The sequence below is a fragment of the Sphingobacterium sp. R2 genome, from assembly GCF_040760075.1.
Classification (GTDB): Bacteria; Bacteroidota; Bacteroidia; order Sphingobacteriales; family Sphingobacteriaceae; genus Sphingobacterium.
Genome location: NZ_CP142884.1, coordinates 2,312,520 through 2,326,388, shown reverse-complemented (window position 1 = coordinate 2,326,388; position 13,869 = coordinate 2,312,520). Strand labels below are relative to the sequence as shown.

Annotated in this window: 12 protein-coding genes; 8 read left to right on the top strand and 4 right to left on the bottom strand. The window is 38.7% G+C overall.

What is annotated here, in order from left to right; genetic code table 11:
• The first annotated feature begins 6 nt into the window (after positions 1 to 6).
• The 3 genes from VXM68_RS09730 to VXM68_RS09720 are packed head-to-tail and all read left to right on the top strand — an operon-like array spanning position 7 to position 2,654.
• Positions 7 to 1,191: a BT_3928 family protein gene (locus tag VXM68_RS09730; RefSeq protein WP_293954115.1), complete on the top strand. Its 1,185-nt coding sequence runs from the start codon at positions 7 to 9 to the stop codon at positions 1,189 to 1,191.
• A gap of 5 nt (positions 1,192 to 1,196) precedes the next feature.
• Entirely contained in the window at positions 1,197 to 1,712 is a 516-nt protein-coding gene (locus tag VXM68_RS09725; protein ID WP_294185682.1) for a shikimate kinase, read from the top strand.
• 3 nt (positions 1,713 to 1,715) lie between these two features.
• Positions 1,716 to 2,654 carry a glycerophosphodiester phosphodiesterase family protein gene (locus VXM68_RS09720; RefSeq protein ID WP_367211131.1) on the top strand — a complete coding sequence of 313 codons (939 nt, stop codon included), beginning with the start codon at positions 1,716 to 1,718 and terminating at the stop codon, positions 2,652 to 2,654.
• 51 nt (positions 2,655 to 2,705) lie between these two features.
• On the opposite strand, the gene VXM68_RS09715 is transcribed toward VXM68_RS09720, so the two are convergent.
• The gene (locus tag VXM68_RS09715) at positions 2,706 to 5,225 is read right to left on the bottom strand and encodes a cation-translocating P-type ATPase (RefSeq protein WP_367211130.1); all 2,520 of its coding nucleotides are present in this window, start codon (positions 5,223 to 5,225) and stop codon (positions 2,706 to 2,708) included.
• A gap of 184 nt (positions 5,226 to 5,409) precedes the next feature.
• On the bottom strand, positions 5,410 to 5,619 hold the full coding sequence (locus VXM68_RS09710; protein ID WP_367211129.1) for a hypothetical protein: 210 nt from the start codon (positions 5,617 to 5,619) through the stop codon (positions 5,410 to 5,412).
• A 246-nt stretch (positions 5,620 to 5,865) separates the two neighbouring features.
• Here VXM68_RS09710 and VXM68_RS09705 point away from each other — a divergent pair, with 246 nt between their 5' ends.
• The gene (locus VXM68_RS09705; protein WP_367211128.1) at positions 5,866 to 7,170 is read left to right on the top strand and encodes a hypothetical protein; all 1,305 of its coding nucleotides are present in this window, start codon (positions 5,866 to 5,868) and stop codon (positions 7,168 to 7,170) included.
• Between the two features lie 111 nt (positions 7,171 to 7,281).
• Positions 7,282 to 8,817 (top strand): IS1182 family transposase, encoded by a 1,536-nt coding sequence (locus VXM68_RS09700; RefSeq protein WP_367209531.1) that lies wholly within the window; start codon positions 7,282 to 7,284, stop codon positions 8,815 to 8,817.
• 357 nt (positions 8,818 to 9,174) lie between these two features.
• On the opposite strand, the gene VXM68_RS09695 is transcribed toward VXM68_RS09700, so the two are convergent.
• Positions 9,175 to 10,608 carry a succinate CoA transferase gene (locus VXM68_RS09695; RefSeq protein WP_367211127.1) on the bottom strand — a complete coding sequence of 478 codons (1,434 nt, stop codon included), beginning with the start codon at positions 10,606 to 10,608 and terminating at the stop codon, positions 9,175 to 9,177.
• A gap of 410 nt (positions 10,609 to 11,018) precedes the next feature.
• Here VXM68_RS09695 and VXM68_RS09690 point away from each other — a divergent pair, with 410 nt between their 5' ends.
• Both VXM68_RS09690 and VXM68_RS09685 read left to right on the top strand, forming a co-directional pair.
• On the top strand, positions 11,019 to 11,852 hold the full coding sequence (locus tag VXM68_RS09690) for an AraC family transcriptional regulator (RefSeq protein ID WP_367211126.1): 834 nt from the start codon (positions 11,019 to 11,021) through the stop codon (positions 11,850 to 11,852).
• A gap of 39 nt (positions 11,853 to 11,891) precedes the next feature.
• Positions 11,892 to 12,743 carry a DUF1080 domain-containing protein gene (locus tag VXM68_RS09685; protein WP_367211125.1) on the top strand — a complete coding sequence of 284 codons (852 nt, stop codon included), beginning with the start codon at positions 11,892 to 11,894 and terminating at the stop codon, positions 12,741 to 12,743.
• A 146-nt stretch (positions 12,744 to 12,889) separates the two neighbouring features.
• Here the strand turns inward: VXM68_RS09685 and rpsT are convergent, their stop codons facing one another.
• Complete coding sequence (rpsT, locus tag VXM68_RS09680; protein WP_046671646.1) at positions 12,890 to 13,144, bottom strand: 30S ribosomal protein S20; 255 nt, start codon at positions 13,142 to 13,144, stop codon at positions 12,890 to 12,892.
• Between the two features lie 114 nt (positions 13,145 to 13,258).
• On the opposite strand from rpsT, the gene VXM68_RS09675 reads away from it, so the two are divergent.
• Positions 13,259 to 13,792 (top strand): RNA methyltransferase, encoded by a 534-nt coding sequence (locus VXM68_RS09675; RefSeq protein WP_293954098.1) that lies wholly within the window; start codon positions 13,259 to 13,261, stop codon positions 13,790 to 13,792.
• Positions 13,793 to 13,869: the final 77 nt, after the last annotated feature.

Genomic DNA, 13,869 nt, shown 5'->3' with positions numbered 1-13,869 from the left:
CGGATTATGACATTGACACAGCAGCGCAACAAAACAAATTACCTATTAGGGTTTTGCCGAATTTTTACTGGACTTCTATTCATATTCTCAGGTTTTATAAAAGCCAATGACCCGACAGGGTTTGGCTATAAGCTCCAGGAATACTTTGAGGTGTTTCATCTCACAGCTTTTAATGAGTATGCTACCGCAATCGCTGTCGTGATCTGTGGTTTTGAAATTTTATTAGGAGCACTATTGTTACTGGGGGTGTATGCCAATACAGTTGCTTGGGGGCTACTCCTGCTGATCCTATTTTTCACCTTTTTAACCTTCTATTCGGCTTTTTTTGAGGTTGTGACCTCCTGTGGCTGCTTTGGAGATGCAATCCCGCTCACGCCTTGGCAATCATTTTCCAAAGACCTCGTGCTGCTAGCGTTGATTCTAGTAATATTTTTTAACCGAAAACAGTTGCGATCTATTATCAAGGGATCAGGCAATCAGTTTGTTGCTACACTAATTACAGCGGTTATCTCCTTAGGTATCGGCATTTATACAGTAAACTATCTCCCATTTATTGATTTTTTACCCTATAAGGTTGGCAATAATTTACCTTCGTTAATGGTATTGCCAGAAGGCAAACAAGGTGATCTGTTTGAGCAAATCTATACCATGAAAAATAGAAAGACAGGCGAAACTAAAAAGGTCAACGACAAAACTTATATGGCTGATAAACTATGGGAAGATGAATCATGGGAAATTATAGGTGAACCTGAGAGTAAATTAGTCAAAAAGGGGTATGATATTCCTATTCCAGATCTTTTAATCACTGATGCAGACGGAGCTGATCACACACAAGAAATCATTGCTAATCCTTACTACAATCTTATTATCGTTGCAAAAGATCTATCGACGGCCAATATTGATGCCATCCAAAAGATCAATCAAGCAGCTATCCAATTAACAAAAGATTACAACGGACTCCGTGTCGTCTTATTAACCGCGTCAGCATCGAAAGATGCTCAATATCTGAGTGATAAAATGCAATTAATCGCGGAGATATTCTACGCCGATCTAGTTCCTTTAAAAAGTATGGTCAGAGCAAATCCGGGCGTACTACTCTTAAAAGGAGGAAACGTAATCGGAAAATGGCATTATAATAATTTCCCGGATGCCAAATCAATAGAAGATGAATTTCTAAGTAAAGACAAATAATACCTATGCCTAAACCTATATTTTTGATTGGTTATATGGGAAGTGGAAAAACTACACTTGGTAAAAAACTTGCCAGTAAATTAGCACTGCCATTTATAGATACAGATGAGGAGATCGTCAAGCAAATCGGTATGAGTATTACTGAATATTTCGCCCAATATGGCGAAGATGCATTTCGAGCGTTGGAACGCGAGCAATTGCGTAAATTTGCGGAGAAAGCCGCTGTAATCTCAACAGGGGGCGGTGCACCTTGTTTCTTCGACAATATGGATTGGATTAAGGCAAATGGTTATGCCGTGTATTTACAAATGTCTCCCAAAGCACTATTTGACAGGCTTTCGCAGTCAAAACTTCACAAAAGACCAATTCTGATCGGAAAATCACCTGAAGAACTCCGCATATTTATTGAAGAAAAACTGATCGAAAGAGAGCCTCATTATACACAGGCCCACTTAACAATCGATCAATTAAATACCAGTGTCGAAGAACTAGCCGATCTGATTATTGAGCACAATAAATAAACAATGAATTCTCGTATCGCCCACTATTTCCTCTTATCGATCTGCCTGGTATTAAGCAGTTGCTTTCGGCATGGAGCCAATACGGATGGCTTGCCAGTGGGCAAACGTATACAGCTCCAAAATGTGGAGGATCTGTATCAGTTTTTGACCTACGACGATAATCGATATCCTTTGGTCAGTTTGCATCGCGGTGGCCCGACATCTGGATACCCCGAGAATGCTATCGAAACATTTTCTTATAATGCGAGCCTGCAGCCAGTCATTATCGAGTGTGACGTACGCATGAGCAAAGATTCAGCATTGGTATTAATGCATGACAATACGTTAAACCGTACAACGACGGGCAGAGGACCTGTGAGCGCCAGCACCTTGTCTGAACTCAAGCAGCTACGTCTATTGGATAATAATAAAAAAATAACACCATATCAGATCCCAACGCTGGAAGAAGCGCTATCTTGGGGAAAAGGTAAGGTAATTTTCACCTTAGATATAAAAAATGATGTTCCTTATGAAGTTGTTATCCATGCTATTCGTAAGCAACGCGCAGAATCTAGTGTGGTCATCATTACCTACAGCGCTAACCAAGCAGCCAAAGTCCATAGTCTCGCTGGCGACTTAATGATTTCGGCTTCTATTAATACCTTGAACGATCTTGCCAGGCTTAATGAAAAAGATATTCCAGACAATCGACTATTAGCCTTTGTAGGAACGCGAGAAGCGGAGCCTCAGTTGACAAAGATACTTCACGATCACGGTATCATGTGTATATTGGGCACACTTGGTAATTTGGACAAACAAGCAGACAAAAAAGGCATTCAAGTTTATGCAGGATTTATTGACCGAGGTGCCGATATATTGAGTACAGATCGCCCAACTGAAGCAGGGCGAGCGCTGAATTTCTATGTCAAAAAGAGAGGAATCACTTCAAAATTTATTCAGTAATATTCCCAATTTGATTAAGCCTTCTTTTCGATGCCAAAATTATATTTACGTTCATTTACGCTCGACTTTTTGATGGGCTATTCTTCTGAACATTTTATAAACCTCGAACCATAGTACAGATACAGCGGCAACGGCGAAGGTTATGCCTAATTCATATCCGTTCAGCACTGTTACGTTAAAAAAGTCGGCCACGGGTGCTACATATAGTATCGCAGCCAAAAATAAGAGCACAGCGATCGAAATTCCCAACAACAACAAATTTCGATTTTTAAAACTTTCTAGGATACTATAGTGGAAAGATCTGTTTGCATAACTCAGAAAAATATTCGCAAATATTAAAGTTGAAAACACCATTGCTCTGGTTTTCTCTTCCGTATTACCCTGCTGAACAGCAAGTTGGTAAATAAATAGAATCCCTATCGTAATGACAACCCCTTGAACAATGCTTATACCAAGCTCCTTGATACTGAGAAAGGTATCGCTCATCGCCCTGGGAGGACGTTTCATGGTGTCCTTTTCAATAGGTTCGTTTTCATAGACAATCGAACAAGTAGGCCCCATCACTAACTCAAGAAAAATCACATGAACGGGGCTAAAAATCTGCGGAAATACCCAACCCAAAAACAATGGGAGCGATACGGTTAAAATAATGGGGATATGAATAGAAATGATATACTGAACGGCCTTCTTGATGTTTGCGTAAATTCTTCTTCCGGCGGCTATACCGATGGTCAACTTTTCTAAATCATCATTCGTGATAATTAATGCTGCAGCTGATTTTGCAATTTCAGTACCTTTATCCCCCATAGCCACTCCGATATGAGCGGCTTTCAACGCCGGTCCGTCATTGACGCCATCGCCAAGCATAGCAACGACTTCACCCTTCTTTTTCAGGGCATTTACAACGGCCAATTTAGCATCTGGGAACATTCTCGTAAATAAGGTTGTCTGCTCCGCTAATGCGATCATTTCATCTTCCGCCCGGCTCACTATTTCGCTGCCATTGACTGGCGGAGCTAAGCTAATAATTCCAGCCTGGGCCGCTATTGCCTTCGTGGTATCAGCATTATCACCAGTTATTACTTTAACTTTAATCCCCGCCGCATAGATATGCTCGAAGACTTTATCAATATCTTTCTTAGGTGGATCATAAAACACGGTCAGTCCTAAAAATTCAAACGCAAAATCCTGTTGCCTTTTAGGAAAATTATCGCCTTCGAAGTTCGCCTTGCCCACGCCCAATAGACGAAACCCCTGCTCTCCATAGGATTTAACAATACCTCTAATTTTATTCTTCTCATATTCGGGAAGCCTTGAAACGCTTAGAATAGCTTCAGGAGCGCCCTTAGCCGCAATAATCCTTTCTCTATGGCCATTTTCGAAAAGATGGGTCATCATCGGCGGCTTGCCTTCCAGGGGATATTCATGAAATAGCCTGAATCCATTTCTAAGGTCCGGATGCTGCGTTTTTTCGTATATGTTATGCAATGTAATTTCCATCGGATCAAAGGGCACAGGCTCACTACTCCACATAGCGTAATCGATAAGTTCACTCAGCACTGGATCGCCAAATTCTTCCTGTTTATACGAGGCATCACTAGCGTAATTATACAGGCATTTTAACTGCATTGAATTTTGGGTAATGGTTCCCGTCTTATCCGTACAGATCACTGTGGTGCTACCCAACGTCTCAACAATACTGCTTCTTTTGATAATAATTCCTTGACGCATAAGTTTCCAAGCACCAAGTGCCATAAATGTAGTGAATGCAACAGGAATCTCTTCAGGTAGTACTGACATAGCCAAAGTAAGCCCATTTAGTAAGCTTGCAACAAAATTGCCACTCTTAATAAAACTATAGACACATACAAACAAAAAAATTACGATACCAATAACGGCCATTGCTTTTACAAACTTTTGAATTTGCAACTGCAATGGTGAAATCTCTTCTTTGATGCTGCTTATAGACTCGCCTATCTTTCCAACACGCGTCGCTTTGCCAATTTTTGTAACTTCAAATACTGCAAGGCCAGAAACTGTAACGGTTCCGCCATACACCATGTTATCTTCGGATTTATTATCCTTAAATACGGAAAAGCTCTCTCCTGTCAAAGAAGATTCATTAACAGAAAAATCGTTACTATGTAAAATATGGCCGTCTGCGTTTATAATACGTCCTTCTTCGGTAATACAAAGATCCCCTACAACAATCTCATGAGTCGGGATTTCAATAACCTTACCATCACGAATGACCGTACTTAATGGTTCATTTAGCTTTTCTAATTCCTCTAAAGCCCTCTTACTTCGGTTATCTTGATAAAACGATATTGTTGTGACTGCAACAATAGCAGCAAACATAAATACCGCCTCTCCATAATTCCCTACAAGCATATAAATCATGGAGATAACGATCAAAAGAATCAACATCGGCTCCTTCAAAATGCCAACAAGTAGTTCAAACCAGGTGTTTTTATGGTTTTCGCTCAATCGATTCCAACCATATTGATTTCGAGCAGCCGCAACCTCGCTTGCAGAAAGACCTTTCAAATTTTCGGGAATAGGATATGACATATCTCAATAACTAGGTTACCTAAATATAATGAATAATTCCGATTTTAAACCGGTCAAATCTTCTACTGTTCAGGTTATTCTATCACGCTAATTCACGGTTTTTAGCAATATAACACATATTCAATTGGTTTTCAAGGAACGCAAAACACCAAGAAACTCAAAATAACGCACCGTTTAACCTTATTTATATTTTTTTGAGCTCTTCCTCCGGCCAAGTTAGTAGCTCTTTCAATAAATAAGTTTTAGGTGCTGTATCCGCTGTATCTTCCGAGACTTTCTTCAAAAATTCGGGTATATCACCTTCAACTTTAATTAACTCTCCATCCTGAAGAATGTCATAGCCCTCCGCAATCCATTCTTCTATTTTTTTCGTCGTGATTTGTTGTTTCTCCATATACTATATCTTACACCTATGCAACAATAAAAAATACGCCAATAATGGAATATCAATTTTACAAAAAGCAATTGCTTTAAAACTAGAACACCACTAAGCGGTAAATCGTTGGCATGATTATATTCCCTCAAATTCGTACAAACAGTAAGCCATTGAAAGAATTGGCAGTGACAAAAAATTAAAAAGTTTTTTATTACCTTAGTTACATAAATCGAATAAAAAACAACTTGTTTTTCCATTAACGATATGATCACACATATAAAAGTATATGCCTTTGTTTTGAGTGTAGGTTTACTTCCCGCTGTTGGCATCTGTCAGAAAACCGTCACGCCAGGTAGTCGCGATATCAACACTAACTATATTAAACCAGAAAAATCGCTGTACACTGTCTATTATGTCAAAGATAACAACTGGGATAAACAAGGGTCATTGACCTACAACATTATCGCCGCTAATAATCAGCTGACTTTAACTAATACCTATGTTCCCAAGGATTATGCATGGACATCGATGCGAACCACTGTTGCCGATGCAAAAACGCTTAAACCTATAAGCTATTCCAGCGATGGAAAGGAAACAAAACTAAACCTCAGCTTTGGCGAAACAATTACAGGTAATTATTATTCAAAGAAAACTAAAAAAGATAAAAAGATTAGCTTAAATCCGACTCAGCCATTTGTAGATTTTAATTGGATGGATCACCTGATTTTAACACTCCCTTTAGATCTCGGTTATAAAGCGCGCATCCCACAATTCTACTACAATAAAAATTCGGACATTTTCGTTGAAGACTACACAATCAAAGAAGTAAAAAGCTACAGTTATGGTTCCCCAAAAACGGGTAAGCATGACAGTTGGCTAGTTACACTTTTGGAAGAGAGTACCGGTGCCATTTATAATTACGTAGTCGATAAGAAAGATCGAAGGCTGTGGCAACGTGAGATGTCCATGGGTAACGGAAAATGGGAAATTACAGTAAACGAAGAGCTGGACTATCAACCTATTAAAAATAGATTCAACAAAGAACAAGCTGCGCAGCAGATAGCTCAAGGGAACAGTATTATCATCGGGACTGCTTACGCAAGATCTAGCTCAGGAAAAAAACTTGCTGGTCTCGTCAATACCGCAAAAAAGCAGTATGCTCCCAAAGGTACAGAAATCACACTCTTCGCCAACTCTCCTTATTACGAAGAATGGCTGGAAGTCAATAAAAAGATACGAAAACAGAAGAAGTTTCAGGAAGTGCCATTAGATCCTGATTTCGGATATGCTGTTAAAAAAGCAAAGGTATACGACGATGAAGGACATTTCGAATTTACAGATCTGATGCCTGGTAGTTACGTGATCATGGCAAGCTTCGATTTCACCAATTCTTACAATTATTCATACGTATCAGGTTATACTAATTATTACAATTATTGGGGCTATACCGGTTCCACCACAAATTATGGTACGGCAAGATCATCCTATGTGGATAAGGCTAATATCGAAAAACGTATTACCATCGAAAAAGATGGCGAAAAGAAAGAGGTGAGCTTAAAGGAAATGTAACTTAAAAATGAGGCTGTCTCAAAAAGACAGCCTCTTTTTTATGTTATTTCATGATATTTAATTTGATTTAATTAATTGATTTTCATATATTTATATTTCAAAAAAAGATATATGTCATCTCAAAGACCTACTTTTAAGCCTTACTATCAGGATCAGATTATGGCAATTCCCCCAACTTTGGACGAATTGGTCTCCAAAGGACATCCGGTACGTATTGTTAACGATGTGATCAACCGTATCAACATACAGGGTCTTTTGGATGCCTACAAGATAAAAGGCTGTTCCAGTTATCATCCGCAAATGCTGTTGAAGGTTCTGGTGTTTGGCTATGTAAGCAATGTCTACAGCAGTCGGAAACTGGAAACAGCCTGCCGGGAGAATATCAACTTCATGTGGCTGAGCGGCATGAGCTATCCCGATCACAATACCATCAACAGATTTCGTGGTGTCCGCTTAAAAGAAGCACTTCGCAGTGTATTTGAAGAAGTTGTTAAGCTCCTGGCCGAAGAAGGGTTGTTAAGCATAGAAGATGTCTACACCGATGGCACCAAGATAGAGGCTAATGCAAACAGATACACTTTCGTTTGGAAGAAAGCTATCCATACCAATAAGGAAAAGATGAAAGCTGCCTTAAAAGATATATGGGACTACGCCCAAAGTATTGCCAAGTCGGAGGACAACCTCCCGGATCCTCCCGATCTGACGACAATTGACAGCGAAAAAGTCCGGGCTACGGTCGATAAGCTGAACAGAGTCTTATCCGACAAACCTTCGGTAAATAAAAAGATGAAGGCAAAGTTGCGTTATGTAACCAAAAACTATCCAGAGAAGATCGTACAATATGAAGAGCAGGAAGCTACTCTGGGAGACAGAAACAGTTATAGCAAAACAGATCCCGATGCCACCTTTATGCGGATGAAAGAGGATCATATGAAAAATGGCCAGCTCAGACCAGGATATAATATCCAGATATCCACGTCCAATCAATACATCGTCAATTACACCATACATTCCAATCCCACAGATACCAGAACATTATCCGGTCATTTGCAACAACATGAGGACAGCTTTGGAAAAACACCGGGAACCCTTACCGCGGATGCCGGTTATGGCAGTGAAGAAAACTATGCATTACTGGCAGCAAAAAATATTGAGAGCTATGTGAAATATGGTATGTTTGACAAAGGACAGAAAAAGAGCTGTGGGGATAAGAAACCATTTTCTGTAGATAAATTACATTATAATCCTTCACAAGATTGCTATATCTGTCCAATGGGACAGGAAATGCATTGTATAGGTACATTTAGCCAAAAGACCTCCGCAGGCTTCCGGCAGGAAATCAAAAAGTATCAGGCAAAAAACTGCACAAACTGCCCGTTGAATGGCGCCTGTCACAAATCACAGGGAAATAGGATCATCGGGGTGAATAAGCAACTTGAGATTTACAGGAACAGGGCATACCAATTGCTCAACAGCGATGTAGGTGTAGCTAAACGAAAACAGAGGTGTTGTGACGTCGAACCTGTCTTTGCAAACATTAAACAGAACCATGGGTTCCGAAGATTTATGCTCCGGGGTAAAGAAAAAGTGTCCATAGAATGGGGATTATTGGCAATAGCACAAAATCTAAGAAAAAAAGCAGCCTAAAAAGCTACTTTTTGTTCATTTCTCCCCTCCATATGAGTCTTTTTCAAATAACCAACAAACAACACACAAATCTATCTCATAGACTTTTTAAACAAAAAAACTGTCCCAAATAAATTTGAGACAGCCTCTTTTTCCTATTATTCCTGCTTTCCAAACTGTTCAATCCATCGTTCATGTAATTCTAAACGATATCGTTACCACCATTGCGACCTAATGATTTTAATCGCTGCAATTAAGTGATCAAAATCGGATTATAATCGGTGGTAAAATACGTGATACTTCAATTGGAAGAGCCCTACTTATGCTTTTTCATAGTACCGTTTTCACGGAGATGAATATGCCAGCTAAAAGCTTCCTCTAATAAGTGCGGAGTATGCCCCCCCTTTCACAAGCTCGGTTATAGTAATCTAAAAGCTGTTCCTTATAATCGGGGTGTACGCAATTTTCAATAATAACTTTTGCACGTTCCCGAGGCGCTAAACCACGTAAATCGGCCAAACCAAAATCTGTCACTAAAATATCTACATCATGCTCCGTGTGATCTACATGGGAAACCATCGGAACAATATGAGATATTGCATCCCCCTTAGAGGCTGCCTGAGTGACAAAGATGCTCAAATAAGCATTTCGCGCAAAATCGCCCGATCCTCCAATACCATTCATAATATTAGTACCGGAAGTATGGGTAGAATTTACATTTCCATAAATATCAAACTCAATGGCAGTATTGATCGCTATAATCCCCAAACGTTTGATCAATCCAGGAGTATTGGAGATATTTTGCGGGCGTAACACAATTTTATCACGGTATCGATCCAAATGATCAAACACTCTTGAATAACATTCTTCCGAGACTGTTATTGAAGAAGCCGAAGCAAAATCAAGTTTTCCGGCATCGATAAGGTCGAATGTACTATCTTGCAAGACCTCGGAAAACATGGTTAAATTTCGAAACTTACTATGTATAAATCCCGTCAAAACAGCATTGGCAACTTTTCCAATACCCGCTTGAAGCGGCATTAAACTCTCTGACAAATGGCCAAGTTCCACTTCATTTTCAAAAAAGTTTAAAATATGCTTGGCTATGGCTGTTGTTTTGATATCGGGTTCAGCAATATCAGCAGGGCTATCCAATTCATTCGTAAAAACAATCCCCACCACCTTGCTTGGGTCCAAAGGAATAGTTTTACGCCCAATTTTATTTTCAGGAGCGACGATTGGAATAACATTACGCCGTGGATAATCCTCTGCCTGGTAAATATCATGTATCCCCTTGATGCTCATCGGGATCGCTGTATTTATCTCCAAAATAACCTGCTTAGCCAAAGCAGCAAAAGTCGCTGAATTGCCCACAGAAGTCGTTGGAACAATACTTCCGTCAGATTCAATTGCTGCAACTTCGAGAACGGCAATGTCTACTTGAGGTAAATTCTTATTGTGCAGCAATTCTGCTGTTTCGCTTAGATGTTGATCAATAAACAATACATCTCCAGTATTTATTTTATTACGGAGAATACGATCTACCTGGAAAGGCATGCGCTTGGATAGTGCTCCCGCCTCGGCCAATTTACCGTCAGTTCCATGCCCTAAAGAAGCCCCTGTGATCAAGGTTATTTTCAATGGATCCACCTTGGCTCGTTCAGCTAATGCCGGTAATACAACCTTGCTATCCCCAGCCTTCGTAAAACCACTAGATCCAACCACCATTCCATTTTGAAATAATTTAGCGGCTTCCTCCCCTGTAATTACTTTATCATGTAAGCTTTGAACTTTTATTCTTTCGTAAGCCATAGTGTTATAATTTTATTTTATTCAGTTATTGTAAACTTAAGAAATTGAAAGCTATTTAATATATATCATAGAGCTTTACACCAAACAATTTTAGCATTTTTTCCAGCGCTATATTTATTGTCATGTGACACAAAATTATCCAAACGCGACTAAGAATACGCAATTAGCTAAAAATCAAAAATATACAACAAATCATAGCAAAAAAATAGTTTACATCACCTACATTTATAATTTATATCATACTGTAAATAAATAACTTACCCATAATACATAAAAATTAGAGTAAGTAAATACTAACTTTCATGATAGATAAAAACCGTTTTACTGTAAGTGCGCACTCACCTTTAATAAGTAAAAGGTGCCGTATAGTAAAAAAGTCTTACCTTTGTCAAATAGGATGATAGTTTAAAATGAATACACAAGATATTACGACAGATGCAAAATATGTCAACCGTTATTACATGACGGAAGTAGACTCATTTGAAGATAGCATTTATTGTCATCACGCTATTATAGCAGAGCAATATATTTCCGAGCATCGCCACGATAAGGATCAATTTCTATATACCGAAGGCGGTGTGGTTTTTATCAAAACAGAGAAAAAGTCATATTTCTTACCAGCGCGTCATTATTTATGGATTCCTGCCGGTATAAAGCATAGTATTCATCCGAGCACACCAGAGGTCGTTATGCGTAATTTATACTTTCCAAAAGCCAATAATGATGCTCCATTTTACAGCAAGATGGGAATTTATCCTGTAAATGATCTTTTGATAGAGCTTATCATGTTCACTAACCGCTGGAACGGCAATATATTTCCAGTTGAAGAGCCTAAATACAGCATTGCTACTGCATTTAAACTTATCCTTCCAGAGTTATCCCTGCATGAACTTCCATTAGCCCTGCCCTATCCCAGTCACCAAAAATTAAAGGATATAGTCACTTACCTAGAAGAAAATATAACGGAAAATGTCAACTTTAAAAAGCTTGCAGGATTATTTAACATTAGCGAACGCACATTAGCCAGATTGTTTCAAAAAGAATTAAATATGTCTTTTATCCAATATTACACAATCCTCAGAATGCTGACGGCACTTAAGCTGCTTTTGGACGAAAAATTGAGTGTAAATGAAGTTGCATTCAAAGTGGGGTATAATAGCTTACCCACATTTAGTAACACATTCAATAAGGTTGTCGGTATCCGTCCCAGCGAATATGTCAAACAAAAAGAATTGCTTATATAAAAATGTTTACCTAATTTAGGTCAATAAACCTAATTCAGGATGAAATTCAAACATATCATTTATAGTGCTGGAATTCTATTGCTTAGCACTAATCTATTTGCCAACGCTCAAGACAAGAAACCCAAACCCATTCAATTATTTAATGGGAAAGACTTAAAGAACTGGACCCCTAAGATTAGAAATCACAAAGTTGGGGATAATTATAAAAATACATTTCGCGTAGAAGACGGATTACTTAAGGTGAGATATGATGGCTATGATAATTTCAATTTTCAGTATGGCCACCTGTTCTATAATAAAGAATTCTCTGCTTATCTATTACGTGTCACTTACCGATTTGTTGGTGAACAGGCGAATGGTGGTGAAGGCTGGGCCTGGCGTAATAGTGGAGCCATGTTACATGGACAAGATCCAAAAACCATGGGCGTAGATCAGGACTTTCCAATATCAATTGAAGGACAGCTGTTGGGCGGAAATGGCAAAGATGAACGGACCACAAGTAATTTGTGTACCCCAGGTACCAACGTTGTTATGGACAACAAATTATTCACGCCACATTGCATCAGCTCAACATCCAAAACTTATGCCGGGGACCAATGGGTAACTGCGGATTTCCTAGTGCTGGGCGACTCTTTAGTACAGCATATTCTTGAAGATAAAGTAGTCTTACAGTATACTAAGCCCCAAATTGGTGGCGGAAACGTAAGCGATTTTGACCCAAACGTAAAAAAAGATGGTCAGCTATTGACTAAAGGTACCATTTCACTTCAAAGTGAAAGTCATCCGATTGACTTCAAAAAGGTAGAGCTTTACGATTTAGAACCTTATATGAAAGATCCAAACAAATTGAAAAAGGTTATTGCCGAATTGCTACCCAATTTGCACCAATAAGGTTTGCAAGAAAGGATTAAACGTAAAAAAGCATCGAATATCGATGCTTTTTTATTTACAATTCGCTTGGAAAGAGAAATCCAAAGTATATAACATAAAGAAAAGGGATACAGCGAGCTGTACCCCTCAATATCTATACAAAAAGCTTACGCTAAACCGTTAACAAATTTAGTTAACTTAGATTTGTTGTTTGAAGCTTTTTTCTTGTGGATCACATTTTTCTTTGCCAAACGATCAAGCATAGAAATTACGCGTGGTAACAATGTTTTTGCTTCTTCCGCAGAAGTAGTATGACGTAATTTTTTGATTGCGTTACGTGTAGTTTTTGCTTGGTAACGGTTTCTTAAACGTTTAGTAGCGTTTGCTCTAATTCTTTTGATCGCTGATTTATGATTTGCCATTTTTTTTAGCTAATTTTTATTCAATTTTTTTCTTGTAATTCGGACTGCAAAAATAACACCTTATTTTCAATATTCAAAATCTATTTTATTTTTTAGGTTTAGTATATTTGCAGCATGCAAAAATTATCGATGGATGAACTTCAACGTACAGATGTTGAATCGTTTAAAAAACAAGAAAAAACTCCAATCGCAATCATTATGGACAATGTACGGAGCATGCATAATGTAGGCTCGGCCTTTCGTACAGCAGATGGGTTTGCTATTGAAAAAATATACTTGTGTGGCATCACCGGAACGCCTCCCCATCGCGAAATCGAAAAGACAGCCTTAGGAGCAACCCAATCGGTCGCTTGGGAATATCATCAGGATACTGCAGCTGTCGTCGATCAGCTTCGGTCAGAAGGCTATGTCATTGTTGCCATTGAGCAAGCAGATAACAGTGTTATGCTACATGATTTCAAACCCGAAAATCACCAAAAATATGCATTGATTTTTGGAAATGAAGTCAATGGGGTTGATGAAGAGGTCATGAGAAAAATTGATACCTGTATCGAAATACCGCAATACGGAACGAAACACTCCTTCAATGTATCTGTCGCAATTGGCATTATTCTTTGGGATTTTATCCAAAAACGCAATTCCATTTAAAAATTTATCAATAAAGGTCACATTCCTATTCACATTGCTTCCATTTTAGAAAGCAAAATAGTAGATTTGTGTGCAAA